The following is a 25955-nucleotide window of genomic DNA, read 5'->3' as shown; positions in this document are numbered from 1 at the left end:
TGCCCGGGCGGCGCGGCACGTCGGAGGGTCGTGGGAAACTACAACCGAGTAGTTCCGGCGACGTCCGGCGATCGGCCGCCCCGAGCGAAAGGAGAGGTCCGTGTCGGAGCGCGAGCTTCACTGCGACATCTGCGGCAGCATCCAGCCGTTCGAGGCACCCCCCTGTGTCGACGGCCACGGTGCCGACTGCCCCGAACGGGCCTGCACCGGCTGCGGTGCGGCGATCATGATGGTGGTGAGCATCGCACCGCGCCGGTCGACCCGCCGCCGTGCGGCCGTCCACCACCGCGCCGCCTGACAACCCGCCCACCCGACGACGACAGGGCCCGCCCCACCGGGGCGGGCCCTGTCGCGTTGCGAGGCTCAGTGCTCGGCGGTACGCCGAGTGCCGCTGTAGTACTCGAACAGCAGGCCGCAGGCGGCCAGGATCACGGCCACCGCACCGAGGCCGAGCAGCCAGAACTGCCAGAACACCAGGCCCAGGCCGGCGATCGCGGCGGCCAGGGCCAGCCCGAACGGCCAGTAGCTGCCCGGGCTGAAGAAGCCGATCTCGCCCGCACCGTCGGCGATCTCGGCGTCCGGCCGGTCCTCCGGGCGCAGGTCGATGCGGCGGGAGACGAACCAGAAGAAGCCGCCGCACATCGCGCAGAGCAGGAACGACAGCAGCAGGGCCACGGTGCCGATCCACTCGACCCGACCGCCGGAGTCGGCCCACGTCCAGCCGCCGTAGAGGACGGTCGCGAAGAGCAGGAACCCGGCGATGATCAGGAAGATACGCCACTCGGTCTTCATGCCGGTTGCCTCAGCTTCCCGTGCCGGCCGGAGCGGTGTCCGGGTTGAAGTTGCTCTCGTCACGCCGCGTCTCGAACGGCCTCGTGGTGATCGCGTACGGCTCCTCGCCGATGGAGGTCAACGCCTCCTGGGTCGAGGCGCCACCCTGCTTGGCGGCGAGGAAGCGGTCGAAGTTCTCCGGCGAGACGACCCGCAGCTCGAAGTTCATGAAGGCGTGGTAGCTGCCGCACAGCTCGGCGCAGCGACCCACGTACGCCCCCTCGGTCTCCAGCGAGGAGACCTGGAACTCGTTACGGATGCTGCCGGGGAAGACGTCCCGCTTGAACAGCATCTCCGGCACCCAGAAGGAGTGGATGACGTCGCGGCTGGTCTCCTCGAACCGGATGGACCGGCCGGTCGGCAGCACCAGGATCGGGATGACCTCGCTGGTGCCGAGCACCGACGCGGTGGTCTCGGCGTCGACGCCCTGGCCGTCGCGGTAGTTGAACTGCCAGTTCCACTTGAAGGCCACCACCTCGACGGTCACGTCGGGGTTGTTGGTGGTCTTGACGACGTCGGTCTGCACCACCGCGGTGTAGTAGAAGAGCACCGAGACGATCAGCACCGGCGCGATGGTGTAGAGGAACTCCATCGGCAGGTTGTAGCGGGTCTGCACCGGCAGTTCGTTGCCGCGCTTGCGGTAGCGCACGATGCACCAGAAGATCAGGCCCCAGACGAAGAAGCCGACCGCGAGCGCCGCGACGCACGAGGCGATCCACAGGTCGTACATCCGTCGGGCCTCGGGAGTGATGCCGCCCTGCGGCCAGCCGAAGCCGCCGAACGCCGCTCCGACATCACAGCCCGTGAGCAGGACCAGCAGCGCCGCCCCACTGAATCCGAGCCCGGCGAGACGCCCGGCACGACGCCCTCGCCGCCCACCGGCCCGCGAGGATGCGCTGTGCCGTACGGCCGTCGGCCGTACCTCCGAACTCCTTGCGACCACCTGGTCCTGCCTCCCTAGCGCGCCGCGGTGTCCTCGTTTCGGCCGGCTCCGCCGAGCGGAGCCGCCGCACCGGCGGCAAAGGCGTCACCGACGGTCGCAGATTACTCGACCATGACGGGCTGGACCCGGTTGGGGTCGTTGTCCGCACCCGACGGGGGATCGGGTGCGGACCGGGACGATAGCGTGGGCAGACGTGACTGCCTCCCCCGTCTACCTGGACGCGGCCACCGCCGCGCCGCTGCATCCGGTCGCCCGGCAGGCGCTGCTGGCCGCGCTCGACGACGGTTGGGCCGACCCGGACCGGCTCTACTCGCCGGCCCGGCGCGCGCGTCAGTTGCTCGACGCCGCCCGCGAGGCCACGGCCGAGACCCTCGGCGTACGCCCCGACGAGCTCTCCTTCACCGCCAGCGGCACCACCGCCGCGCACGCCGCCGTGCTCGGTGGCCTGCGTGGACGCCGACGGGCCGGCCGGGTCCTAGTGCACTCGGCGATCGAACACTCGGCCGTGCTGTACGCCGCCGAACAGCACGTCGCCGGCGGTGGCACGGCCGTCGAGGTGCCGGTCGACCGTCTCGGCCGGCTGGACCTGGACGCCTGGTCGACGGCGGTCGCCGGGGCCCACGTGGCGTCGGCCGCGCTGATCGCGGCCAGTCACGAGGTGGGCACGGTGCAGCCGGTCGAGGCCGCCGCCGCGGCCTGCGCCCGGGTCGGCGTGCCGCTCTACGTCGACGCCGCGCAGGTGGTGGGCCGGATGCCGGTGCCACCCGGCTGGTCGGTGTTGACCGCGAGTGCCCGCAAGTGGGGCGGTCCGCCCGGCGTCGGACTGCTCGTGGTCCGCAAGGGCACCCGCTGGGAGTCGCCCTGGCCGACCGACGAACGGGAGTCGGGGCGTACCCCGGGCACGCTCAACCTGCCGGCGGTGGTCGCGGCGGCGGCGAGCCTGCGTGCGGTGACGGCCGACGCGGCGGCCCAGGCGTCGCGGCTGTCCGCGCTGGTGGACCGGATCCGGGCGCGGGTGGCGGCGGAGGTGCCGGACGTGGAGGTGGTCGGCGATCCCGAGCGCCGACTGCCGCACCTGGTCACCTTCTCCTGCCTGTACGTCGACGGGGAGGCGCTGCTGCACGCGCTGGACCGGCGGGGTTTCGCCGTCTCGTCGGGCTCGTCCTGCACCTCGTCCACCCTGCGCCCGTCGCACGTGCTGGAGGCGATGGGGGTGCTCTCGCACGGCAACGTCCGGGTCTCGTTGCACCCCGGCAGCACCGAGGCCGACGTGGAGCGCTTCCTCACCGAGCTGCCCGGCATCGTCGCCGACCTGCGGGAACAGGCGGGGGTGACGGGGCTGTGAGCGCCCCCGACGACCAGCCCGACGAGGTGCTCGACTGCCTCGGCCAGCGCTGCCCGCTGCCGGTGATCGCCCTGGCCCGCCGGCTGCCGGAGCTGCCGGTGGGCACGGTGGTCCGGGTGCTCGCCGACGATCCGGCGGCGGCGGTCGACATCCCGGCCTGGTGCCGGATGCGTCAGCAGGAGTTCCTGGGCAACGCACCCGGCCCCGGCTACGACGTGCGCCGCGCCCACTGAGCCAGGCGGTGCCCGGGACACCGCCTGGCTCGCGCTGCGGCAGAGGCAGGGTGGGTCAGGGGAGCATGTGCGGGCGGATCTCGTCGGCGGCGTGGTCGCCGTAGGACTCGGCGAGGCGCTTGACGAAGGCGTCGCGGTGCACCTGGTACTCCTGGGTGCCGACGGTTTCCAGCACCAGCGTGGCCAGCAGGGAGCCGACCTGCGCGGCCCGCTCCAGCCCGACCCCCCAGGACAGCGCGGTGAAGAAGCCGGCGCGGAAGCCGTCGCCGACGCCGGTCGGATCGACCGCCTGGGTTTCCCGGGCGATCGGCACGTGAATCGTCTCGATCTCCCGCCCAGCGATCTCCACCCCGTGTTTGCCCAGCGTGGTGACCCGGATCTTCACCCGGTCCAGCAGTTGCGCGTCGGAGAGGCCGGCCTTGCTCTGCAGCAGCGACTTCTCGTAGTCGTTGGTCATCAGATAGTCGGCACCGTCGATCAGCGCCACCACGTCCTCGCCGGGCATCCGGGCGAGCTGCTGCGACGGGTCGGCGGCGAACGGGTAGCCACGCTCACGGCACTCGGCGGAGTGGCGAAGCATCGCCTCCGGGTCGTTGGCGCCGACCAGCACCAGGTCCAGCCCGCCGAGGCGCCGGGCGACCGGGTGCAGCTCGATGTTGCGAGCCTCGCTCATCGCCCCCGCGTAGAACGAGGCGATCTGGCACATGTCGGTGTCGGTGGTGCAGACGAAGCGGGCGGTATGGGCGATCTCGCTGACGTGCACCGAGTCGCAGTCCACGCCGTGCCGCTCCAGCCAGGAGCGATAGTCGGCGAAGTCGGCGCCGACGGCGCCGAGCAGCACCGGCTGGAGACCGAGCTGGCCCATGCCGAACGCGATGTTGGCCGCCACCCCGCCCCGGCGCAGCACCAGATCGTCCACCAGGAAGGAAAGCGAGACCTTGTGCAGCTGGTCGGCGATGAGCTGGTCGGCGAACCGACCGGGGAAGCTCATCAGGTGGTCGGTGGCGATCGAGCCGGTCACGGCGATCTTCATGGCAACCCTCGGGGTCGGCGGCAGAGCCCGATCAGCCTACCGGCAGCACCATCTGCGGGCGACCATCCGCCTCTCTCCCACCCGCCACCTCCGCCACTCCCGTCGACCCCGCCGGCACGGGCGATCAGGAGGTTCTGGTCGGGCCACGGTGGCCGGGGACGCAGAGACGCGGACGGCGGTACGGCCCTTGGGCCGTACCGCCGTCCGCGTGCGAAACCGGACTCAGCTGAAGGAGTCTCCACAGGCGCAGGAGTTGCCCGCGTTGGGGTTGTCGATCGTGAAGCCCTGGGCGTCGATCCGGTCGGCGAAGTCGATGGTGGCGCCGGCCAGGTAGGGGGCGCTCATCCGGTCGACGACGACCTCGACACCGTCGTAGTCGGTGACGATGTCACCGTCGAGCGAACGCTCGTCGAAGAAGAGCTGGTACCGCAGGCCGGAGCAGCCGCCCGGCTGCACGGCGACCCGGAGTCGCAGGTCGTCGCGGCCCTCCTGCTCGATCAGGGCCTTGACCTTCTGCGCCGCGACGTCGGTGAGGACGACGGACGTGGGGGCCTTGGCCTCGGTCGACTCGGTCTGCGCTGGCGTGGTCACGTGGAATTCTCCCTGCGGCGCGTCGGTGTGGTCCTCCCCTGGCCAACGTCAGCCGCCGGTCAGCGATTCCCACAGTGGTCCAGTTTCTGATTGTAGGCCGCCGGTGGCCGCGCCACCCGGCGGCGTGACCAGGCACTCGGTCCGAACCGGGTCAGCGGCTCCACTGCCGGGCAAGCCGGGCGCCGAGCTCACGCAGCCCCTGCGCCGGGCGCTCCAGCGCGGCGGCCAACCCGCCGCGCTCCTCACCGCCGAAGTGCTCCACCAGGCTGTACGTGTCGGTCACCCCGACCGACGCCGCCTCCCGCCGCCCGGTGCTCACCTGCCCGGCGAGCACGACACAGGGTACGCCCCGGTCGCGCGCGGCCCCGGCCACTCCGGCCACCACCTTGCCGCGCAGCGACTGGTGGTCGAATCGGCCCTCCCCGGTGACCACCAGGTCGACCTCGTCGAGCACGGTGTCCAGTTCGACGGCCCGGCTGACCAGCCCGATGCCGGACTCGCACCGCCCGCCCAGGGCGAGCAGCCCGGCACCGGCGCCGCCGGCGGCGCCGCCACCGGGCAGTGCGCCCAGCCCACTGGGGCAGCCGGGCAGGTCCCGCTCCAGCACCTCGGCCCAGCGCCCGAGCGCGGCATCGAGCAGCAGCACGTCAGCCCGGTCGGCGCCCTTCTGCGGGCCGAAGACGTTGCTCGCGCCGTGCAGCCCGAGCAGCGGGTTGTCGACGTCGGTCGCCGCGATCAGCCGGGCGTCCCGCAACCGGGGCGTCCCGTCGAGTTTCGCCGCCGCGGCCAGCGCCGCACCGCCGTACGGCAGGGCCGCGCCGGTGCCGTCCAGCGCCACCGCGCCCAGGGCGGCGAACATTCCCGCGCCACCGTCGTTCGTCGCCGAGCCGCCGAGCCCGACCACCACCGTGCGTGCGCCGGCCTCGACCGCGGCGGCGATCAGCAGACCCAGGCCGTACGACGTGGTGGCCAGCGGGTCACGCTCGGCGGCGGAGAGCAGGTGCAGCCCGCAGGCGTGCGCGCTTTCCAGCCAGGCGACCGCGCCCCCGTCGGTGAGCAGCATCTCACCGGTGACCGGGCGGCCCAGTGGATCGGTCGTCGGCACCGGCACCCGCTGGCCGGGCAGCGCCTCGGCGAGCACGTCGAGGAAGCCCGGTCCCCCGTCCGCCAGCGGCCTGACCAGCAGGTCGTCCCCGGGTGCCACCTCCCGCCAGCCCTCGGCCACGGCGGCGGCGACCTGCGGAGCCGGGAGCGTACCGGCGAACTTGTCCGGGCAGAGCAGTACGCGCATGCCTGGCAGTGTGGCAGCCCACACCGGCACGGGCGGCACGGCGGTCGCGCTGTGGGACCATGGAGGCGTGACGTCGACCTGGGTTGAGCCCTCCAACACCGCCACTGCGCTGCTGCTCCTCGGCCGCGGCAGCGACCCCGCCACCGAACGTGGCGTGGAGTGTCCGGGTGACCTGCCGGCACCGAGCGATCCGGACCTGGTGGCCCGCGCGACGGCGGCCAAGGCCGCCCTCGGTGACCGGGTCTTCGTGCTGGGCCACCACTACCAGCGCGACGAGGTGATCCAGTTCGCCGACGTGACCGGCGACTCGTTCAAGCTGGCCCGCGAGGCCGCAGCCCGGCCGCAGGCCGAGTTCATCGTCTTCTGCGGCGTGCACTTCATGGCCGAGAGCGCGGACATCCTCACCTCGGACGCGCAGCAGGTGGTACTGCCCGACCTGGCCGCCGGCTGCTCGATGGCGGACATGGCCGCGCTGCCGCAGGTCGAGAACGCCTGGGACGTGCTCACCGAGCTGGGCCTGGCGGAGCACACCGTCCCGGTCACCTACATGAACTCCTCGGCGGACATCAAGGGCTTCGTCGGGCGCAACGGTGGTGTGGTCTGCACCTCGTCGAACGCGAAGCGGGCCCTGGAGTGGGCGTACCAGCAGGGCGAGAAGGTGCTCTTCCTGCCCGACCAGCACCTGGGCCGCAACACCGCCGTGCTGGAGATGGGCCTCTCCCTCGACGACTGCGTGCTGTACGACCCGCACAAGCCGGGCGGCGGGCTCACCGCCGAGCAGCTACGCGAGGCGAAGATGATCCTCTGGCGCGGGCACTGCTCGGTGCACGGCCGGTTCACGCTCGACAGCGTCAACGACGTTCGGCAGCGGGTGCCGGGGGTGACCGTGCTGGTGCACCCCGAGTGCCGGCACGAGGTGGTGCGGGCGGCCGACCTGGTCGGGTCGACGGAGTACATCATCAGGACCATCGAGGCCGCCCCGGCCGGCTCCGCCTGGGCCGTCGGGACCGAGCTGAACCTGGTCCGCCGGCTGGCGCTGGCCCATCCCGACAAAAAGATCATGTTTCTGGACCGGGCGGTCTGCTACTGCTCGACGATGAACCGCATCGATCTGCCGCACCTGGTCTGGGCGCTCGAGGAGCTGGTCGCCGGGCGGGTGGTCAACCGGATCACGGTGGACGCCGACACCGCGCACCACGCCCGGGTGGCGCTGGACCAGATGCTCGCGCTGCCCGGCGCCTGACCTCGACCAGGCATCACGCTCAGTAACGCCCGGTGTACGCGAAAGTGCCGGATCACCGATAAATGCCCTCCGAAGCGGTGTGACCGGATCCATTCTCATCACGGAGGGCTATGCTGCCGGGCGACGACACATGCGGGCGCGGGCGTTTGCGCGCGGTCGCGCCCCGGGTAGCGAACCGGTGGTGTCCATCCATCGAAACGGCAGCACGCACGCGCTGGAGGTTGCGTTGACCGACGACATCCTGGTCGTACACGGAGGCACGCCGCTGCAAGGGCGGATCCGCGTGCGCGGCGCGAAGAACCTGGTCTCCAAGGCGATGGTCGCCGCCCTGCTCGGCGACAGCCCGAGCCGGCTGTTCGACGTACCGAAGATCCGCGATGTCGAGGTCGTCCGGGGTCTGCTCGGGCTGCACGGTGTCAAGGTCACCGACGGCGACGAGGACGGCGAGCTGGTCTTCGACCCGGCCAACGTGGAGAGCGCCAGCACCGACCAGATCAACGTGCACGCCGGCTCCAGCCGGATCCCGATCCTGTTCTGCGGGCCGCTGCTGCACCGCCTCGGGCACGCCTTCATTCCGGACCTCGGCGGCTGCCACATCGGGCCCCGGCCGATCGACTTCCACCTGCAGGCGCTGCGGGAGTTCGGCGCGACCGTCGACAAGACCCCCGAAGGGCTGCACCTGTCCGCGCCGAACGGGCTGCACGGCACCAAGTTCGCGCTGCCCTACCCGAGTGTGGGCGCGACCGAGCAGGTGCTGCTGACCGCGGTGATGGCCGAGGGCGTCACCGAGCTGCGCAACGCGGCGGTCGAGCCGGAGATCATCGATCTGATCTGTGTCCTGCAGAAGATGGGCGCGATCATCAAGGTGCACACCGACCGGGTGATCGAGATCCAGGGCGTACCGAAACTGCACGGCTACACCCACCGGCCGATCCCGGACCGGATCGAGGCGGCGAGCTGGGCGGCGGCGGCGCTCGCCACCCGGGGTCACGTCGAGGTGCTCGGCGCCGAGCAGGCCGACATGATGACCTTCCTGAACGTCTTCCGCTCGGTCGGCGGCGAGTACGAGGTGACCGACACCCGCCCCCCTCGGCTGGGACAGCCGGGGCAGGAGGGCGGCATCCGCTTCTGGCACCCGGGCGGCGAACTCCAGGCCACCGCGCTGGAGACCGACGTGCACCCGGGCTTCATGACCGACTGGCAGCAACCGCTGGTGGTCGCCCTGACCCAGGCGCGTGGCCTGTCCATCGTCCACGAGACGGTCTACGAGCAGCGCCTCGGCTACACCGAGGCGTTGAACTCGATGGGCGCGAACATCCAGGTCTACCGGGACTGCCTGGGCGGCACCCCGTGCCGCTTCGGCCGACGCAACTTCAAGCACTCCGCGGTGATCGCCGGCCCGAGCAAGTTGCACGCCGCCGACCTGGTCATTCCCGACCTGCGGGCGGGCTTCAGCCACCTGATCGCCGCGCTGGCCGCCGAGGGCACCTCCCGGGTCTACGGCGTCGACCTGATCAACCGGGGCTACGAGGACTTCGAGGCCAAGCTCGCCGACCTCGGCGCGCACGTGGAACGACCGTAGTCGGCCAGCGACGTCACCCGCCGCGCGTTCGGCGCACCGCGATGTGCGGCAGGCGCGCGGCGTTGGCTACCCTTGCCGCGTGCCGTCGCTGTTTCGTCGCAAGTCCGCCGACCTCGCCGATCCCGCCACCGAGCCGCTGACCCCGGCGCAGGAGGAGGCGGCCGAGGCGGCTCGGTCCCGTGCCTACACCCCGGCCAAGGGTCGCCAGACGCCCAAGCGACCCGTGACCGGGCGTCGGCCCGCCGGGGCGACGAAGCCGCTGAGCAAGGACGAGGCGAAGGCGGAGCGCCGACAGCGTCGTGCCGAGGCGGCCGCGGAGTTCCGGCGGGAGGGTGGCCCCCGCGACCGGGGGCCGGAGCGGCTGCTGGCCCGCAATGTGGTCGACTCCCGGCGTACCGTCGGCACCTGGTTCTTCGGTGGTGCGCTGGTGGTGCTGATCGGCTCGAACCAGGCGATGCCGCCGGTGATCCGGTTGGCCTCCAACCTGCTCTGGGGTGCGCTGGCGCTGGGCGTGGTGGTCGACTCGGTGCTCATCTCGCGCAAGATCAAGAAGCTGGTCCGCGAGCGGTTCCCGAAGTCCACCCAGCGGATGGGGTCGCTGTACCTCTACGCGATCATGCGGGCGATCACCTTCCGCAAGCTGCGTACGCCGGAGCCACGGGTCGCCATCGGCGACCAGGTCTGACCGCGGGTTCGGTCCGCGCCGCACAGGCCGGGCGACGAGCGGCTGACGGTGGGTGTGGCAGCGTCGGAAGTCCGATACCGGCATAGGGATAAATGTCCGGATCAATAGGATAACGTTTGGGTTGACGAGGGTGCCGCAGTGGCGGTGACCGAGCCCGCGCCGTTACCCTCCATGCGCAGCCATCCGGTGCCCGGACGAGCGATTTTGCCGGCCTCCGGGGTGCCCAGCGCGACCATTTCCGACGAGGTGACATCGCCGTGAGCGAGCGGACGCGAGCCGACCACCGGGGCGCGACCGTGAGCGGGCGGGCGCCGGCCCTGGGCTCCGGCGCGGGCCGTGGTGCACGGCCCCGTCGCCGCGGTTGCATCGGACCGGTTCCCGCGCTGCGGGTCGCGACGTGCGCCGCCCACCGGCGGCGTCCCGGCCGCAGCGACAGGTTCGGCGGATGAGTCGCGGCTACGCCGACCGGTGGCACGATCCCGCCGAGCCATCCTGGGTCGTCGAGCCGACGAGCGAATGGCAGCCGCAGTTCCCCGGCCAGCGTTACCCGGGTGACATCGGGGCCGAGCACCAGCCACCGCCCCCACGAGGTCGCGCGAGCGCCGTCGGACGCGCCGAGGTGCCGCCACTCGCGCCGACCCGACCCGACGGCACCTACGTCGGCCGGTCCTGGGACGACGAGCCGGACGGCTGGCCGGGCCGGCACGAGATCCCCGACCGTCGACCCGCCGGGAGCCCGAACGGTGCGCAACCGTACGACCGGTCGGTGCCACCCGGCTCCCGGACGGAGCGGGCCCGGACCGAGGGGCGGCGCTCGTCGTACGACGATGCTCCCAGGGGCCGCGACGGGGTCGTCTGGTCGGACTTCGGACCGCAGGCCTCCGGCGCCGGCGCGCCGCCGCGCCGCGACCGGCGCGACCCGGACCGCTACGTGGACCGCCGAGACCCGCGCGAATCCGACCGGCGCGACCCGGATCGCGCCCGCGACCAGCGCGATCCCGACCGGTACGCGCGACGCGACCCGCAGCGGTACGCCGGCCGGGAGCCCGAACGACGTGACCCGGATCGGCGCGACGACCGGTACCCACGACCCGAACCGGAGCGACGGAGCCAGCGCGAGCCCGAGTCGTACCCGGATCGGCCGCGCCGCCGCGCCGAGCCGACCGGCCGCGACGAGTACCGGCGCGGGGCACCGGTGTCCCCGGCCGCCCGCCCGGAGCCCGGCTGGGTGGCGGAGACGGACGAGGAACGTCGGCCCGCCGCCGCACACCGCCCGACCGACGGCGTCGACCGTCGGCCGCCCGAGGACGTCTCCCCGCGTCCCCGCTACCAGTGGAGTCACCACCCCGGGCAGCCGGCCCGCGCCGACAGCCCGGTGGTCGACGGTTACCGCGGTGACTTCGTCGGCGGTGGCGACCCGGACGCCGCGCCGTACCCGGACGGCTACGTCGACGACGAACCGGTCCGTACCCCCGCCGATGAGTGGGTCCGCCCGGACCGCGACCGCCGGTGGGGTGCCCCGCAGCCGTCGACGCCGGATCCGCAGGAGTACGGCGCTCCGTCGCGCGGCGACCTGCCCTGGCCGGCACCCGGACCGTTGCGGCCGAGCAGCGGTCGGGACCATCGCGAGTACCAGCGGCCGACTCCGCAGGAGCGGGATGTTGACCGGCGGCCGGGCGGCCCACCGGACGGTGCCGAACCGGAGCGGTTCGTCGACCGGCCGGCCGCCGCGCTGCCCGAGCCCGAGCGGCCGGTCTCCGGGGCACCCGACCAGGATCCGCGCCGCCGGCACCTGTCGGTGGTGCCGGACCATCCCGTCTCTCCCGCCCCGGAGCGCAACCGTCCAGTCTCACCCGCCCCGGAGTGGGACCGTCCAGTCTCACCCGCAGCGGGCCGGGCCCGGCCCGTCTCCCCAGCTCCGCAGCACCGCCAGCCGGGGGTCGACTCCGCGCCACACCGTCGCCCTGCCGCGCCGGTCGGGGACCTGAGCCGGCCAGGACCGGACCGGGCACCGGTCGGCCGCCCCGACCACAACCGGACCGACCTTCCCGGCCAGGACCGGGAGCGGCCCGCCGCCTCCGCTGCCGGCCGGGCACCGACGGGGGACGCCGTCCGACCGGCACCGCTGCACCAGCACGAGGTACGTCCCGCGCCGTTGCACGAGCACCAGGTCCGTCCGGCTCCACTGCACGATCAGCCGGTCGTCGCCTCGCCACCACCGACACCGGCGCCCTCGGTGGCCGCCGCACCACCCGTCGCTGCGCCCCCGGCCCGTCCGGTCTCCGCACCACCCACCCAACCGCCCGTGCCCGCACCACCCGCCCACCGACCGGTCTCCGCACCACCGGCCCAGCCGCCCGTGCCCGCACCGTCGGGGCGGATTTCCGGGGCCGTCGCCGACCCGGCACCGGTGGGACCGCCGCCGGAAGCACGACCCGATCCCGCCGGCAGCGGCCCCGGGGTGCCGACCGCACCGCCAGCCCGCCAGCCCACCCGGTACGTTCCGCCGCCGCCCGAGCCGTCCGCGCCGGGACCCGCCCGTCCCCCCGCCGACGCTCCGCAGAGCTGGTTCGGGCCCGCCACCGAGCCGCCCCCCGCGGCGCAGGCCCCGCCCGCCGCCGCACCGCCACCGGTGCAGCCCGCACCGCCCGGCCCCGATCCGCTCGCCGGGCCCGTGTCGGCACCACCCGGCTACGCCACGCCGGACCGGCCGGCGCCACCCGACCTCGCACCGCCCGACGTCGCGGCCCTCGCGCCGCCGGCCACGGCATCTCCCGGCTCGGCACCGTCCGCACCGCCACCACCCGATCGCCCGGCTGCCGCACCACCGGCATCGGCCACCCCACCGCCCGCGGTCCCGGTGCCTCCCGCGTCGACACCGCCGGTCTCCGCACCCGCCGTCTCGCAGCCACCGGTCACCACGCCGTCCGCCGGAACACCGCCGACCTCGGCGCCTCCCGTGTCGGCGCCGCCGGTCTCCAGAACTCCCGGCGGGCCCGACTTCGGTGCGCCGGTCTCGGCCGTGCCGGTCTCGACGCCGCCGGTTTCCCCGCCGACCGGTGACCCCCAGCCAGCGGACGACCAGGCTCAGCTCGGGTACCGCAGCGGGCCCACCGGCGCGGCGGGCGGCGACACCCGGCGCTCCGGCGAGGCCGTCGAGGGTGCTGCCGGCACCGCGTCGGGTGACGTCGGAGATGGCAGCGGCCCGGTCGACGCGATGCTCGACCCCTCGGCAGACTCCGGACTCCCGGCCACCGACGAGCAGGGCGCCGCGGAGGCCACCGACGACGAGCCGGCACCGGAACCACCGGCCGATCCCGAACAGGTGCTGGCCCGCTTCCGCTGGCGTCTCGATCCGGTGACTCTGCGGGAGACCGTCGACGACCCGGAGGAACTGCGCGAGGTCCGGGAGCGGCTCACCGAGAAACTCGCCTCGGCGCTGGACAACCGGTCCCGCGCCCGGCTGCTGAGCCTGCGCGCGGTCGCCTCGCGGGTCCTCAACGACCTGGACGACGCGCTGGCCGACGGCCGAATGGCGCTGACCTACGCCGAGGCGACCGGTGAGTTGCGCCGGGCCGCGCTCGCCCAGGCCCGGCTGGCCCACGTACTGCGCTGGCGGGGCGAGTTCGCCGAGGCCGACCGGCTGTTCGCGGAGGCCAACTCGATCGAGCTACCCGACCGGCTTCGCGCCGCGCTGCACGAGCACGCCGCCCGCTGCTGCTACGACCAGGGCCGGCTGATCGAGGCCTGCCATCACTTCGAGCGGGCTCTCGACCTGCGCGGCGAGCAGGACGCCGAGTTGCTGGACCGGGTCCGGACCGGCCTCGACGCGGTCGCCAGCCGAGCCGAGGAGGGCGGCTTCGGGCCGTACCCGCGCAGTTGGGACGAGGTGTTGGAGCGCGACCGCACTCCAGTGCCGGCGCGCGACGGCGGCCAGGGCCTGTGGGGTTACGCGGACGCCGAGGGCGACATGGTGGTGGCCGCCCGGTACGCGGAGGCGCAGCCGTTCCGGGACGGTCTGGCCTGGGTACGCGGACCGCAGACCGACCGCTGGTCGTTGATCAACCTGGCCGGCGAGACGGTGCTCGAACCGACCTACCTGGCGGCTCGGCCGTTCTCCGACGGCCTGGCCTGGGTGGTGCGCGACGAGAGCGGTTGGCACGCCGTCGACGCCACCGGCGCGGTGGCGGTGCCGCCGGGTTTCGCCGACGTGCGGCCCTTCCACAAGGGTGTGGCGGTGGTCCGCCGGGAGGGCTGGGGCGCCGTCGACCGCACCGGCCGGATCGTGGTGCCGACCCGTTACCACGGCTTCCACACCACGCTGGCCGACGGCCACCACGTCGACGGCTTCACCGAGGAGGGGCTGGCCGTGGTGGACCTGGCTGGCCGCAAGGGTGTGGTGGACCGGAGCGGCCAGGTGATCGTCGCGCCGGCGCATCCGGCGTTGTTGATCCACCCGGTCGCCTTCCTGGCCACCAACAGCGCCGGGAACTGGGGTGCCCTGGACCGGCGCGGCGAGTCGTTGATCGACCCGATGTTCCACCACCCGGGCGCGGTGGTCGCCGAGATCGACGGACTGCTCGCCGACGCCAACCCGGTGCTCTGAGGCCGGCGACCCGACCGCCGGTCGCCGCGCGGCCACCGGCGGTCGCGTCCCGGCGCGGGATCAGGCCGGCGCTACCGGTCGCGTGCGGGCCTGCCCGGTCTTGGGTCCCACCCGGCACGGGTGGCGGCGTCCGGTGCGGGGGCCCGGCACGCGCCGGTGGGGCGCGCAGGCGCCGGGGCCGGGAGTGCGCTCGTACCCGGGGATGCGGAAGACGATCCTCCGGCGTCGCGGGCCGTCACCAGTGCTACGGGACCGCGACCCGTCCGAAGGTGCGCCGAAGGCGGTCACGGTACTGGCCGGTGGGTCGGTTGGGGGGCCGGGCCGGTCGGCTGGCCGGGTGGCGGGCCCAGCAGTTCGATCCCGTGCCGCGCGGAGGCGTGCCCGAGCGCGGCCGGGTCGATCGGCGCCGGGTCCGGCAGCCGACGCTCCACCGCCGGCACCCCGACCTCGGCGACGTACTCCTCGAAGCCCGCGGGGGTGGTCAGTTGCAGCACCCGCAGCGGTTCGTCCGGACCGACCACGAAGGTGTGCGGCAGGCCCGCCGGCAGCAGCACGAAATCGCCGGGTGCGGCGGTCAGCACCGCGTCGTCGCAGTAGAACGTTGCGGTGCCGGACAGCAGGTAGAACATCTCGTCCTCGACCTGGTGCCGGTGCAGTGGCGGGGCGAAGCCGGGCGGGTTGACGAACTCGACAGCGGTGAGCCGGCCGCCGGTCTGCGCGCCGGCAGCCTTGACGGTGACCAGGTTGCCCAGGAACCAGTACGCCTCCCCCTCGTCGGGCCGACGTACGAACGGATGGACGGACATGGGTGCCTCCCCGGTGTCGACTATCTTCGCTGGACAGCGAGCTATTGGATAGCCAGTCGCTATTCGATAGCTATGAGTCTAGTGAATACATTGCTAGTATGACGACGCCATGGATGAAGTCAAGGACGGAAAAGCGACCAGGCCGTACCGGTCCCGGATCCGCGAGGAGAACGCCCGCCGTACCCGACAGGCCGTGGTCGCGGCGGCGACCGAACTCTTCGTCGCGCGCGGCTACACGGCCACCTCGCTGGCCGACGTGGCAGCCGCGGCCGGGGTGGCCCGACCCACCGTGTTCGCGGCGTTCGGCTCGAAGGCGGCGCTGCTGCGCCAGGTGCTCGACGAGGCGCTCGCCGGCGACGACGAGCCGGTGCCGGTGGCCCAACGCCCCTGGTACCGGCCGGTGTGGGAGGCCACCACGGGGGGTGAGGTACTCGACGCGTACGCCGGCATCTGCACCCTGATCGGCGCGCGGACCACCCGGGTGTTCGAGACCGTCCGGCGGGCCGCCGACGGCAGCCCCGAGGTGGCCGAGGTCTGGCGGACGCTGCTGAGCAACCGCCGGCTCGGCGCCACGATGGTGGTCGAGCGGATGCGCGCCCTGGACGCACGCTTGCGCCAGGGCTCCGACGTCGAGGCCGCCATCGACGAGGTGTGGTTCTACAACGACCCGGCGCACTACGGCGCACTGGTGCTGGAACGCGGCTGGCGCGAGGAGACCTTCCGCCGCTGGCTCGGCCGCAGCCTGCGCCACGCCCTGCTGTCCGACCCCGACTGATCACCGTCGCCTGCCGGGTCCACCAGGGCGGGCTAGGGTCAGAGCATGGAATTCCGACACCTGGGCCGCTCCGGCCTCATGGTCAGTGAGATCTCGTACGGCAACTGGATCACCCACGGTTCGCAGGTCGAGGAGGAAGCGGCGTTCGCCTGCGTGCGAGCCGCCCTCGACGCCGGCATCACCACCTTCGACACCGCCGACGTCTACGCCGGCACCCGCGCCGAGGACGTCCTCGGCCGGGCGCTGCAGCAGGAGCGGCGCGAGGGTCTGGAGATCTTCACCAAGGTGTACTGGCCCACCGGGCCGGGCCGCAACGACCGGGGCCTGTCCCGGAAGCACATCATGGAGTCGATCAACGGATCGCTGCGCCGGCTGCGTACCGACTACGTGGACCTCTACCAGGCCCACCGGTACGACTACAGCACCCCGCTGGAAGAGACGATGGAGGCCTTCGCCGACGTCGTGCACTCCGGCAAGGCGCACTACATCGGCGTCTCCGAGTGGAAGGCATCGCAGATCCGCGAGGCGCACGGCCTCGCCCGGGAGCTGCGCATCCCGCTGGTGTCCAGCCAGCCGCAGTACTCGATGCTCTGGCGGGTCATCGAGGCCGAGGTCATCCCCACCAGCGAGGAACTGGGCCTCGGGCAGATCGTCTGGTCGCCGATGGCCCAGGGGGTGCTCTCCGGCAAGTACCTGCCCGGCCAGCCGCCACCGGCCGGTTCCCGGGCCACCGACGAGAAGTCCGGTGCCGGCTTCATCGCCAAGTGGCTGACCGACGACGTGCTGACCCGGGTGCAGCAGCTCAAGCCGCTGGCCGACCAGGCCGGGCTGACCATGCCCCAGCTGGCCATCGCCTGGGTGCTGCAGAACCCCAACGTGTCGTCGGCCATCATCGGTGCCTCGCGCCCCGAGCAGGTGCACGACAACGTCAAGGCGGCCGGCGTCAAGCTCGACGCCGGCCTGCTCAAGGCGATCGACGAGATCGTCGAGCCGGTGACCGAGCGGGACCCGGCGCGCACCGAGTCGCCGGCCGAACGGCCCTGACCCGTCCCGCCCGGCCGGCGTACCGCACGTCGGCCGGGCGGACGGTCCGCTCGGCCGTGCTCAGCTTTGCCAGAAGCGGACCAGGTCCAGACCGGTCGCGTACAGCCACTGCGGCAGGCCGAGCAGGTCGCCGATGGCGAAGACGGCGGTGAAGAACCAGCCCCCGATCGTCGGGTTCCACAGCAACGCGAAGAGCAGGATGAACCCGTACGGCGCGAACAGGTCGTACATCCGCCGGTACGGCGAGGTCAGCCACGGCTGGATCATGTTCCCACCGTCCAACCCGGGCACCGGCAGCAGGTTGAGCAGGCTCGCGGTGACCTGAAGGAAGGCCAACAGGGCCACCGCCGCCCAGAACTCCACCGGCCCACCGCCACCCGCGCCCAGCCGCAGCACCACCACCAGCACGAGGGCGAACAACACGTTCGTGGCGGGTCCGGCGAGGCTGACCAGGGTGTGGCGTAACCGCCCCGGGATGACGTGCCGGTCCACCCAGACCGCGCCACCGGGCAGACCGATGCCGCCGAGCAGCACCACCACCACCGGCAGCGCGATGGACAGCAACGGGTGGCTGTACTTCAACGGGTTCAGGGTCAGGTAACCGCGGTGGGCCACCCCCCGGTCACCGCTGCGGTACGCCACCACGGCGTGGGCGTACTCGTGCAGGCACAACGAGACCAGCCAGCCGGAGACGACGAAGCCGAACACGGTGAGCCGGACGTTGCCGATCCCGTGCCAGGTCAACACGGCGCTGGTCACCAGCAGGGCGACCAGCGCCAGGAAGACCGGGCTGGGCCGGAAGGCCGCCCGGGGCACCCCGAGCACCAGCGGCTCGGAGTCCCGGGGCGTCATCACTCGGCCACGGGCTGCAGGCTCATCCGGTACTCCACCCGGTCGTCTTCCAGGAGCGCGACCGAGGTGACGCCGGACGCCGCGAGTTCCCGCCAGGTCTGACCGATCCAGGACTCGGCATCCGCCTGGCTACCGAACGACTCGGCCGGCCCGTCGACCGACTCGCCGTTCGCACCCTCGTACCGCCAGCTCCACGCCATGTGCGCGTCTCCCCTCGCCGCTGCTGCCCCCTTGGGACGGACCTCCGCCAGCGTAGTCGTACCGCAGCACCGCCGACCGGGCCACGGGCGGCGATCGGCGGCCGGGCCGACGCCCGGGCGAGACTGACCCTGCCGCGGCCGGGTATGTCGTTCGGGAACCCGACGCACAGGAGGCGGCAATGACGACACCGATCCCGCAGATGGACACGGCGGAACTGCGCGACATCGCGGTGCGCGGCGGCATCGAAGGCGCGCGGGAGATGGAGCGGGAGGAACTCATCGACGCCCTGCAGGCCCGCCCCGGCGAGGGGGCCTGGCAGGAGGATCCGAAGCCTGCGGACGTCAACCCCAACGACGTCAGGTACCAGTCCCCCGACCGGCGCTGACCGCATCGCGGGCCGGCGGGCGGTGCCCTACCTGCGGTCCGCCGGCCCGCCCGCTCGACGTAAGGTACGCAGCATGTCCCTTGACGGGTGGAACACGCTTCTGGTCCTCGGCGGCATCCGGTCCGGCAAGTCGGAGTTCGCCGAGTCCCTGGTCGCCGACGCGTCCACGGTCCGCTACCTGGCGACCGCCGCCGACCCGGGGGACGATCCCGAGTGGGCCGCGCGCCTCGCCGCGCACCGCGCCCGCCGGCCCGCGACCTGGAGCACCGAGGAGACCGCGACCGACCCGCGTCGCCTCGCCGACGTGATCTCCACCGCCCGGCCGGAGGACACCCTGCTCGTCGACGACCTCGGCGGCTGGGTGACGGTCCTGCTCGACCCGGCGCACCAGCCGGCCGACGACACCGCCACCGTCGACGAACTGGCCGCCGCCGTGCGGTCCTGCGCCGCACGGTTGGTGCTGGTCAGCCCCGAGGTCGGGCTCTCCCTCGTACCCACCACACCGCTGGGCCGGGCGTTCACCGACGCCCTCGGCGCGGTCAACCGCGCCGTCGCGGACGCCTGCGACACGGTGGTCCTGGTGGTCGCCGGCCAGCCGTGCCGGTTGAAGCCCGCCGCCACCCGACCCGCACCGTCCGACGCGTCACCGGCCGCTTCCGCCCCGTCGGCCGGAGCTGCCACGGTGCCCGCTCAGGCCGGGCCGACCGGCGAGTCGTCGGAAACCCCCGGTGCTCCGCCGCTGCCCGCTTCGCCGCCGGTGACCAGCCCGCAGGTGCCCGCCGAGCCCGCTGCCGAGGCCGTCGGCGCCGGCTGGACGGCGCCTACCACGGCCCTCCCGCTGGTCGCGACCGGCCTGGTCATCCAGCCCGGCATGGAACTGCCCATGCCCGACGAGTACGCCGGGCCGCAGGCCGTCGACCGGCTGGCGAGCCTGGACGTGCCGGGCACCGGGCTCGGTGCGCTGGAGCAGGTCGTCTCGTTCGCCGCCGCCACCCAGGGCACCCCCGTCCCGGCCCCGTGGCGGTCGGTGCGGGTGCTGCTGGTTCACGGCGACCACGCGGGCGGCGTCGCCGCCGGCACGACGGCCGGTGAGTCGGCCCGCCGCGCCGAGCAGGCCCGAGCCGGGCAGGGCGTGCTCGCCCGGCTGGCCGCCGAGAGCGGCGCGAGCCTACAGGTGGTGGACGCCCCCGCCGCCGCGCCCATCGAGCACGGCCCGGCGCTGGACGCCGAGCAGGTGGACTCGGCCCTGCGCCACGGCTGGCGGCTGGCCGAGGAGGCGGCGGACGCCGGCGTACAACTGCTGGTGCTGGCCGCGTGCGGCGCCGGCACCGAGGCCACGGCCGCGGCGGTGCTGGCCGCGACCGCCGGCGCCGAACCGCCCGCGGTGCTGGCCCGGGTGGTCACCGCGGGCGGCGAGATCGACGACGTGGCCTGGATGGCCCGCTGCGCCGCGGTCCGCGACGCCCTGCACCGCACCCGTCGTTCCGCCCGCAACGCCGTCGACGTGCTCGCCGAGTTGGGCGGTGGGGACCTCGCCGTCGCCACCGGCATCCTGCTGGGCGCGACCGCCCGCCGGCTGCCGGTGCTGCTGGACGGTCCCGTCGGGGTGGCCGCCGCGCTGATCAGTCGGGACCTTGCCGGGCAGGCCCGGCACTGGTGCCTGCTGGCCGACGACGGGGGTCACCCGGCCGTCCGGCTCGCCGCCGACGTGCTCGGCCTGGATCCGCTTACCCAGCTGCGACTCGATCTCGGCGAGGGGGCGAACGCGCTCACCGTGCTGCCGCTGCTGCGGTCGGCGCTGGCGCTGGCCGCCGCGTTGCCGTCCCGTGCCGAGGACGACGACAGCGGAGAGGGCGACGAGCCGGGACCGGTCGAGGAGACGGAGCCCGACTTCCACGAGCCGGAGCCCGAGGGGCCCGGCCCGACCACCACCACGCCGGCCGCGGAGCCGGCGGAGACCTCCGCCGCACGTGCCGGCTGAGCTGCGGCTCGGCGACGGGGCGCGGCTGGCGCTGACCACCCTCACCATCCTGCCGCTGCGCGTCGGCCGGGTCGACCGGGCCACCGCCGGCACGGCGATGACGCTCGCCCCGGCGGTCGGCGCGCTGCTCGGCGTGCCGCTGGCCGGCATCCTGCTGCTGGCCGCCGGCACCGCGCCGCTGGTCGCCGCCGGAGTCACCGTCGCGGCGGCGGCGGTGCTCACCCGCGGACTGCACCTGGACGGGCTGGCCGACACCGTGGACGCGCTCGGGTCGTACCGGCGGGGGCCGGCCGCCCTGGAGATCATGAAGAAGCCCGACGTGGGGCCCTTCGGCGTGGTCGCCCTGGTGCTCGTCCTGCTGGTGCAGGCCGCCGCGCTGGCCGAGCTGGCCGGCCGGTCCCGCCCGGCGGTGTTCGCGGCCGTGCTGACGGCCACGGCGGCGGGGCGGCTCGGGGTGACGTTGGCCTGCCGGCGAGGGGTGCCGGCGGCGCGACCGGAGGGGCTGGGTGCGCTCGTCGCCGGCAGCGTCGGCCCCGTCGCGCTGGCCGTCACCACCGCCGCCGTCGCGCTGCTGGCGGTCGCGGCGGTGCCGCAACAGCCGTGGCAGGGCCCGCTGGTCGTGCTGGCGGCGCTCGCCGTCGCGGCCGGGCTGCTGCGGCACGTGGTACGCCGCCTCGGCGGGATCACCGGCGACGTGCTCGGCGCCACCGTCGAGCTGGTCACCACGCTCGTCTACCTGGGACTGGTGCTGTCCGCCTGAGTCGGTGGCCCGGAGCCGGGTAGCGTACCTGCGACGACAGCACCGGCGCGGCCACCCGGGGGACGACATGCTCATCACCGACGACTTCCTGCCCGTTCCGGTTCCGGAGTCGCTGAGCGCGACCTATCTGGTGCCGACGGCCGGACTGCCGTCGGTGACCGCCCGCACGGCCGTGGGGACGCTGGCCGGCCGGCTCGCCGAGCCGGTGTACGGGCTGGCCCGGCAGATGCTGGACAGTCCGCTGATGAGCGTCGACATCCGGCCCGTCGGCGAGTTCCCCGAGCTGCCGCCGGACCTGCTCACCGCGTTCGGGGCCAGCGAGGCGCAGCTGGACCGGCTGGCCGCCGCGAGCCACCTGGTGGTGGTGCAGGCGGAGTACCGGCCGGGCTGGCCGCCCGCTCACGAGTGGGCCGCGCGCGCGGTGGCCGCGGCGGTCGCCGAGGCGGTCGGCGGCGACGTGGTGGACGTCTTCGGCCTGCAGTTCCTCGACCCGGCCACGGCGCTGCGCTCGTTGCCCGACGCGCAGGGCCGGGTCCGGCTGGTCGACTGGGTGCTGGTGCCCTACTCGTCGGACGCCGAGGGGCTCTGGTTCACCACCAAGGGGCTGCGCCGCTTCGGCCTGCTGGAGTTGCAGACCCAGGGGGTGCCCGACCATCTCACCCGGGCCTGGGGCGCGGTGATGACCGGTGCCGCCCGGCGCCTGCTGCGGGACTGGACCGACGGGCTGGCCGGCGAGGAGGTCCCGGCGTTCGTGCAGCTACCGGTGCTGGCCACGGTGACCGGCCACGACATCGCGGTGGCGTACGGCAATCCGGAGCAGCACGGGGCGACCGCGCCGGTGCTGCTCCGGCTGGAGCTGGACCCGGCCACCGACCCGGACGCCGACTCCTTCCTCAGCCTGCGCCCGCCGGCCGGGCACCCCGGTCCCGCCGGGCGATACTTCGCCAACGCCTGCGCCACCCTCTTCTCCGGGATTCAGCCCGACGTGCGGTACGCCCGCTCCGGTGACGCGATGAGCCGGGCGATCGCCACCGCCCGCGCCGGACTGGCGGACATCCGGGCCCGGTTCCGCGACGGTCAGCTGCCACCGGAGACGCAGCTGGTGGTCAAGTACGGGCTGCCGGGCGACGACGGCCCGGAGTACGTCTGGGCCGGGGTGACGGACTGGGACTCCCCGGACCGGATCGTCGGTGCCAGCGCCAGCGACGCCAACACCGACCCCACCGTACGCATCGGCTCCCCCGTCGTCGTGGCGGTCGCCGACATCGTCGACTGGGCGGTCCTGAACGCCGACGGCGTCATCGAAGGCGGCTGGACCCAGGCCGTCCTCGACGCCGGCCAACCCCCAACCCCCTGACCGGTCTTACTTGACGGAGGGGTGGATGAAGGGGGGGCGGGTCAGGTGGACGGGGGTGCGGCGGTTGCGGATGTCGACGTGCAGCTCGGCGCCGTCGGTGAGGGCGGGGGCGGTGTCGATCAGGGCGAGGGCGATGCCCTGCTTCCGGGTCGGGCTGAAGGTGCCGCTGGTCACCGTGCCGACCCGGGTGTCGCCCGCGTAGACGGCCATGCCGGGGCGGGGGATGGCGCGTTCGACGGCGACCAGGCCGCGCAGCGTACGCGCCGGACCGGCGGCCTTCTCCGCGACCAGCGCGTCGCGCCCCCAGAAGGCCGGCTTGTCCCAGCCGACCGCCCACCCGGAGCGGGCCTGCACCGGCGTGATCTCCAGCGAGAGGTCCTGTCCGTGCAGCGGATACCCCATCTCGGTGCGCAGCGTGTCCCGTGCGGCCAGCCCACACGCCTGCGGCGCCGGCTCGGCGGCGAACAACGCGTCCCACACCGCGACCGCGTCACCGGCCGGCACCACCAGCTCGTAGCCCAGCTCACCGGTGTAGCCGGTACGGCACACGGTCAGCTCGACCTGGCCGAGCGTCGCCGGCGAGAAACTCATGTACCCGTGCCCGGTGGGCAGGCCGAGCGCGCCCAGCAGGTCCGCCGACCGGGGCCCCTGCACCGCCAGTACGGCGTACCCCTCGTGCTCGTCGGTGACCGTGACCTGCGGCGGCGCGGCGGCGCGCAGCCGGCGCACCACCTCGGCGCTGTTCGCCGCGTTCGGGATGAGGAAGACGTGGTCGTCGGCGTGCAGGTAGGCGATGATGTCGTCCACCACGCCGCCGGTCGCCTCGTCGCAGCAGAGGGTGTACTGCGCTCGCCCGGGCCCGATGCGCCCCAGGTCGTTGCTGAGGCAGGCGTTGACGAACTCCGCCGCTCCCGGCCCGGTCACCCGCACCTTGCCCAGGTGTGACACGTCGAACACGCCGACGCCGGTACGCACCGCGGTGTGTTCGCGCAGCACTCCGCCGCCGGCGTACTCCAGGGGCATCTCCCAGCCACCGAACGGAGCGAACTTGGCGCCGAGCGCGGTGTGCCGGCCGGCCAGCGGAGAACGACGCAGCCGGGTCGCGGCGGCGTCGGTGGTCACCTCGGTCATGGGTGGCAACTTACCGGGAGGCACCGGGCTGGTTAGCATCGGCGGGACCGCCGGATCACCTGGCGGGGCAGCAATGACGTCCGGCGGGTAAATCATCCGCCGGGGAACTCCACCGCCGGTACGCCACCACGCGACCGGCCCGGCCCGCCCGGGAGCAGCCTCCGTGACATCGCCCAGCACCACCCTGAGCCTGGTCGACACCGACCCCGCCGAACTCGCCGTCGACGCGATCGTGATCGGCGTGCACAGTACGACCGGCGAGCAGGACGCCACCCGCGGCCTCGCCGGCACCCTGCTGCTCGCCAGCGGCGCCGAGAGCATCGCCGCCGCCTTCGACGGCAAGCTGACCGAGACGCTGGCGCTGCTCGGCGCGACCGGCGGTCCCGGCGAGGTGATCAAGTTGGCGACGCTGGGCACGGTCACCGCGCCGGTGCTGGCCGCTGTCGGCCTCGGCCCGGAGCCCAGCGGCGCGGCGCCCGCCCCGGAGACGCTGCGCCGGGCGGCGGGCGCCGCCGTGCGGGCTCTGGCCGGCGCGTCCCGGGTGGCGATGACGCTGCCGCTGCCGGACGACGCCGACGCCGCCGACGCGCTGCGCGCCGTCGCCGAGGGCGCGCTGCTGGGTGGTTACCGCTTCGCCGGGTACAAGACCAGGCCGCAGCCGACCCGCCGCGAGCCGGTCGCCGAGGTGCTCGTCGCCGTGCCGGACGCCGCGGACGCGGCAGCGCAGGCCGAGGTGACCCGGGCCCGCACGGTGGCCGGCGCGGTCCGGCGTACCCGCGACTGGGTCAACATCGCCCCGAACGAGCTGCGCCCGCCGGCCTTCGCCGACGCGGTCGCCGAGGCCGGTCGGGCGGCCGGGCTGACGGTCGAGGTGCTCGACGAGGTCGCCCTGCGCGAGGGCGGCTACGGCGGCATCATCGCCGTCGGTCAGGGCTCGGAGGCCCCGCCGCGACTGGTCAAGCTGACCTACACCCCGGCCGGTGGCGGCACCGGTAAGCGGGTCGCCCTGGTCGGCAAGGGCATCACCTTCGACACCGGCGGCATCTCGATCAAACCGGCCCAGGGCATGTGGGAGATGAAGTCCGACATGGCCGGTGCGGCGGCGGTGGCGGCCACCATGCTGGCGGTGGCCGAGCTGAAGCCGTCGGTGACGGTGACCGGGTACGTGCCGATGGCGGAGAACATGCCGTCGGGAACCTCGTACCGGCCGGGTGACGTGGTCACCATGTTCAACGGCAAGAAGGTGGAGGTGCTCAACACCGACGCCGAGGGCCGGATGATCCTCGGCGACGCGATGGCCCGGGCCTGCGCCGACGGCTGCGACTACCTGTTCGAGACCTCCACCCTGACCGGCGGTCAGGTCGTCTCGCTGGGCAAGCGGATCTCCGGTGTGATGGGTACCGCCGAGCTGTGCGAGCGGGTCCGTGGTGCCGGTGACGCGGTCGGCGAGCCGGCCTGGCCGATGCCGTTGCCGGACGACGTGCGCAAGGGCATGGACTCCGACGTCGCGGACATCTCGCAGGTCAACGCGGGCATGGACCGGGCCGGTCACATGCTCCAGGGCGGAGTCTTCCTGCGCGAGTTCGTCACCGACGACGTCGCCTGGGCACACATCGACATCGCCGGTCCGTCGTACCACACGGGCGAGGCGACCGGCTACTGGACCAAGGGCGGCACCGGCGTCCCCGTCCGCACCCTGCTGCACCTGATCGACGACGTGGCCGCCAACGGCTGAGTGTGCGCGAGGGGCCCCTTGTCGTACGGGAGGGGCCCCTGCGGACGTCAGTACTGTTCGGGGCGGCGTTTGCGGCGCTCGTTGTAGTCGCGCATGCGTTGCGGGTAGCCCATCAGCGCCACGTCGTAGATCGGGATGCTCAGCCGGAACGCGAACCGCCGCGCGCCGTCCGGCCCGTCGATCCGGCGTCGGGTCCACTCCCCGTCGTCGGCGATCAGGATCACGGTCGTCTCGGTGACGGTGGTACGCGGTTCGATGTACGCCTCGACGCCCTTGCGGGTCCGGACGAAGTTCTCAAGGTGCTCCAGATCGGCACGATTGGCCGTACGGTCAGGGTCAGCCGAGCGTGGTCGCTTGCTTCGCCGGAACAGTCCCACCGAGCCGTCTCCCCAGTCGTGGCGTATCGAAGGCAGAGCCAAGGGTACGTGGCGGCGACGTGTCGTTGGGCACCTCGGTACGCGGGTGCGACGCGGTGGTGACAAGATGGCCGAGGTGGGGTGTGTCCGTGTTACCCCGCCGTGACCCCCGATGCAGCGAAGCGACCT

The 25955-nt window shown here is 73.7% G+C and carries 24 protein-coding genes; 14 read left to right on the top strand and 10 right to left on the bottom strand.

Annotated elements, in window-relative coordinates; genetic code table 11:
* Positions 1-100 precede the first annotated feature (100 nt).
* Positions 101-298: a hypothetical protein gene (locus O3597_RS05170; RefSeq protein WP_281603396.1), complete on the top strand. Its 198-nt coding sequence runs from the start codon at positions 101-103 to the stop codon at positions 296-298.
* Positions 299-363: 65 nt separating this feature from the next.
* On the opposite strand, the gene O3597_RS05165 is transcribed toward O3597_RS05170, so the two are convergent.
* Both O3597_RS05165 and coxB read right to left on the bottom strand, forming a co-directional pair.
* Positions 364-792 carry a cytochrome c oxidase subunit 4 gene (locus O3597_RS05165; RefSeq protein WP_164449248.1) on the bottom strand — a complete coding sequence of 143 codons (429 nt, stop codon included), beginning with the start codon at positions 790-792 and terminating at the stop codon, positions 364-366.
* A gap of 10 nt (positions 793-802) precedes the next feature.
* On the bottom strand, positions 803-1774 hold the full coding sequence (gene coxB / locus O3597_RS05160) for a cytochrome c oxidase subunit II (protein ID WP_164449249.1): 972 nt from the start codon (positions 1772-1774) through the stop codon (positions 803-805).
* 193 nt (positions 1775-1967) lie between these two features.
* Here coxB and O3597_RS05155 point away from each other — a divergent pair, with 193 nt between their 5' ends.
* Entirely contained in the window at positions 1968-3119 is a 1152-nt protein-coding gene (locus O3597_RS05155; RefSeq protein WP_281603395.1) for an aminotransferase class V-fold PLP-dependent enzyme, read from the top strand.
* On the top strand, positions 3116-3352 hold the full coding sequence (locus tag O3597_RS05150; RefSeq protein WP_164449250.1) for a sulfurtransferase TusA family protein: 237 nt from the start codon (positions 3116-3118) through the stop codon (positions 3350-3352). The genes O3597_RS05155 and O3597_RS05150 overlap by 4 nt, the downstream gene beginning before the upstream one ends.
* Before the next feature lie 55 nt (positions 3353-3407).
* Here the strand turns inward: O3597_RS05150 and O3597_RS05145 are convergent, their stop codons facing one another.
* The 3 genes from O3597_RS05145 to O3597_RS05135 form a co-directional block, all read right to left on the bottom strand.
* Positions 3408-4385, bottom strand: a complete 978-nt coding sequence (locus O3597_RS05145) for a carbohydrate kinase family protein (protein ID WP_164449251.1) — start codon at positions 4383-4385, stop codon at positions 3408-3410.
* A 222-nt stretch (positions 4386-4607) separates the two neighbouring features.
* Positions 4608-4976: an iron-sulfur cluster insertion protein ErpA gene (gene erpA, locus O3597_RS05140; protein ID WP_093401225.1), complete on the bottom strand. Its 369-nt coding sequence runs from the start codon at positions 4974-4976 to the stop codon at positions 4608-4610.
* A 151-nt stretch (positions 4977-5127) separates the two neighbouring features.
* Positions 5128-6267: a glycerate kinase gene (locus O3597_RS05135; RefSeq protein WP_281603394.1), complete on the bottom strand. Its 1140-nt coding sequence runs from the start codon at positions 6265-6267 to the stop codon at positions 5128-5130.
* Positions 6268-6334: 67 nt separating this feature from the next.
* On the opposite strand from O3597_RS05135, the gene nadA reads away from it, so the two are divergent.
* The 4 genes from nadA (at position 6335) to O3597_RS05115 (ending at position 14383) form a co-directional block, all read left to right on the top strand.
* Positions 6335-7510, top strand: coding sequence for a quinolinate synthase NadA (nadA, locus tag O3597_RS05130; protein WP_164449253.1), 1176 nt, complete (start codon positions 6335-6337; stop codon positions 7508-7510).
* A gap of 226 nt (positions 7511-7736) precedes the next feature.
* The gene (murA, locus tag O3597_RS05125) at positions 7737-9092 is read left to right on the top strand and encodes a UDP-N-acetylglucosamine 1-carboxyvinyltransferase (RefSeq protein ID WP_164449359.1); all 1356 of its coding nucleotides are present in this window, start codon (positions 7737-7739) and stop codon (positions 9090-9092) included.
* Between the two features lie 79 nt (positions 9093-9171).
* Positions 9172-9777, top strand: coding sequence for a DUF3043 domain-containing protein (locus O3597_RS05120; RefSeq protein ID WP_164449254.1), 606 nt, complete (start codon positions 9172-9174; stop codon positions 9775-9777).
* A 445-nt stretch (positions 9778-10222) separates the two neighbouring features.
* Complete coding sequence (locus O3597_RS05115; RefSeq protein ID WP_281603392.1) at positions 10223-14383, top strand: WG repeat-containing protein; 4161 nt, start codon at positions 10223-10225, stop codon at positions 14381-14383.
* A 284-nt stretch (positions 14384-14667) separates the two neighbouring features.
* Here the strand turns inward: O3597_RS05115 and O3597_RS05110 are convergent, their stop codons facing one another.
* Complete coding sequence (locus tag O3597_RS05110; RefSeq protein WP_281603391.1) at positions 14668-15189, bottom strand: quercetin 2,3-dioxygenase; 522 nt, start codon at positions 15187-15189, stop codon at positions 14668-14670.
* 109 nt (positions 15190-15298) lie between these two features.
* Between O3597_RS05110 and O3597_RS05105 the strand changes: the two genes are divergently transcribed.
* A complete protein-coding gene (locus O3597_RS05105) occupies positions 15299-15964 on the top strand; it encodes a TetR family transcriptional regulator (RefSeq protein WP_164449258.1) in 666 nt (221 codons plus the stop codon).
* A 45-nt stretch (positions 15965-16009) separates the two neighbouring features.
* A complete protein-coding gene (locus tag O3597_RS05100; RefSeq protein ID WP_164449259.1) occupies positions 16010-17008 on the top strand; it encodes an aldo/keto reductase family protein in 999 nt (332 codons plus the stop codon).
* A gap of 60 nt (positions 17009-17068) precedes the next feature.
* Here O3597_RS05100 and O3597_RS05095 read toward each other — a convergent pair whose 3' ends face one another.
* A complete protein-coding gene (locus O3597_RS05095) occupies positions 17069-17860 on the bottom strand; it encodes a site-2 protease family protein (RefSeq protein ID WP_281603390.1) in 792 nt (263 codons plus the stop codon).
* Complete coding sequence (locus tag O3597_RS05090) at positions 17860-18060, bottom strand: hypothetical protein (protein WP_093401231.1); 201 nt, start codon at positions 18058-18060, stop codon at positions 17860-17862. Before O3597_RS05090 ends, O3597_RS05095 begins: the two co-directional genes overlap by 1 nt.
* A gap of 179 nt (positions 18061-18239) precedes the next feature.
* Here O3597_RS05090 and O3597_RS05085 point away from each other — a divergent pair, with 179 nt between their 5' ends.
* From O3597_RS05085 to O3597_RS05070, 4 genes are all read left to right on the top strand, one after another.
* Positions 18240-18446, top strand: coding sequence for a hypothetical protein (locus O3597_RS05085; protein ID WP_164449261.1), 207 nt, complete (start codon positions 18240-18242; stop codon positions 18444-18446).
* A gap of 73 nt (positions 18447-18519) precedes the next feature.
* Positions 18520-20427 (top strand): bifunctional adenosylcobinamide kinase/adenosylcobinamide-phosphate guanylyltransferase, encoded by a 1908-nt coding sequence (cobU, locus tag O3597_RS05080; protein WP_281603389.1) that lies wholly within the window; start codon positions 18520-18522, stop codon positions 20425-20427.
* On the top strand, positions 20417-21187 hold the full coding sequence (locus O3597_RS05075; RefSeq protein WP_281603388.1) for an adenosylcobinamide-GDP ribazoletransferase: 771 nt from the start codon (positions 20417-20419) through the stop codon (positions 21185-21187). The genes cobU and O3597_RS05075 overlap by 11 nt, the downstream gene beginning before the upstream one ends.
* A 67-nt stretch (positions 21188-21254) precedes the next feature.
* A complete protein-coding gene (locus O3597_RS05070) occupies positions 21255-22544 on the top strand; it encodes a DUF2314 domain-containing protein (RefSeq protein ID WP_281603387.1) in 1290 nt (429 codons plus the stop codon).
* Positions 22545-22550: 6 nt separating this feature from the next.
* On the opposite strand, the gene gcvT is transcribed toward O3597_RS05070, so the two are convergent.
* Positions 22551-23675 (bottom strand): glycine cleavage system aminomethyltransferase GcvT, encoded by a 1125-nt coding sequence (gcvT, locus tag O3597_RS05065; protein ID WP_164449262.1) that lies wholly within the window; start codon positions 23673-23675, stop codon positions 22551-22553.
* A 163-nt stretch (positions 23676-23838) separates the two neighbouring features.
* Here gcvT and O3597_RS05060 point away from each other — a divergent pair, with 163 nt between their 5' ends.
* Positions 23839-25410, top strand: a complete 1572-nt coding sequence (locus O3597_RS05060; protein WP_281603386.1) for a leucyl aminopeptidase — start codon at positions 23839-23841, stop codon at positions 25408-25410.
* A gap of 47 nt (positions 25411-25457) precedes the next feature.
* Here the strand turns inward: O3597_RS05060 and O3597_RS05055 are convergent, their stop codons facing one another.
* Positions 25458-25787 (bottom strand): hypothetical protein, encoded by a 330-nt coding sequence (locus O3597_RS05055; protein WP_164449263.1) that lies wholly within the window; start codon positions 25785-25787, stop codon positions 25458-25460.
* Positions 25788-25955 lie beyond the last annotated feature (168 nt).

It is taken from the genome of Verrucosispora sp. WMMA2044 (assembly GCF_027497155.1).
GTDB classification, from domain to species: Bacteria; Actinomycetota; Actinomycetes; order Mycobacteriales; family Micromonosporaceae; genus Micromonospora; species Micromonospora palythoicola.
The sequence above is the reverse complement of the archived record's forward strand: the minus strand, read 5'-3'. Positions and strand labels throughout refer to the sequence as shown.

Excerpts from the sequence above, each read along its gene's own strand:
- O3597_RS05165 (WP_164449248.1), bottom strand. The coding sequence starts at position 792 with ATGAAGACCGAGTGGCGTATCTTCCTGATCATCGCCGGGTTCCTGCTC.
- O3597_RS05145 (WP_164449251.1), bottom strand. The coding sequence starts at position 4,385 with ATGAAGATCGCCGTGACCGGCTCGATCGCCACCGACCACCTGATGAGC.
- O3597_RS05135 (WP_281603394.1), bottom strand. The coding sequence starts at position 6,267 with ATGCGCGTACTGCTCTGCCCGGACAAGTTCGCCGGTACGCTCCCGGCT.
- O3597_RS05115 (WP_281603392.1), top strand. The coding sequence starts at position 10,223 with ATGAGTCGCGGCTACGCCGACCGGTGGCACGATCCCGCCGAGCCATCC.
- O3597_RS05110 (WP_281603391.1), bottom strand. The coding sequence starts at position 15,189 with ATGTCCGTCCATCCGTTCGTACGTCGGCCCGACGAGGGGGAGGCGTAC.
- O3597_RS05105 (WP_164449258.1), top strand. The coding sequence starts at position 15,299 with ATGGATGAAGTCAAGGACGGAAAAGCGACCAGGCCGTACCGGTCCCGG.
- O3597_RS05100 (WP_164449259.1), top strand. The coding sequence starts at position 16,010 with ATGGAATTCCGACACCTGGGCCGCTCCGGCCTCATGGTCAGTGAGATC.
- O3597_RS05095 (WP_281603390.1), bottom strand. The coding sequence starts at position 17,860 with ATGACGCCCCGGGACTCCGAGCCGCTGGTGCTCGGGGTGCCCCGGGCG.
- O3597_RS05090 (WP_093401231.1), bottom strand. The coding sequence starts at position 18,060 with ATGGCGTGGAGCTGGCGGTACGAGGGTGCGAACGGCGAGTCGGTCGAC.
- O3597_RS05085 (WP_164449261.1), top strand. The coding sequence starts at position 18,240 with ATGACGACACCGATCCCGCAGATGGACACGGCGGAACTGCGCGACATC.
- cobU (WP_281603389.1), top strand. The coding sequence starts at position 18,520 with ATGTCCCTTGACGGGTGGAACACGCTTCTGGTCCTCGGCGGCATCCGG.
- O3597_RS05070 (WP_281603387.1), top strand. The coding sequence starts at position 21,255 with ATGCTCATCACCGACGACTTCCTGCCCGTTCCGGTTCCGGAGTCGCTG.
- gcvT (WP_164449262.1), bottom strand. The coding sequence starts at position 23,675 with ATGACCGAGGTGACCACCGACGCCGCCGCGACCCGGCTGCGTCGTTCT.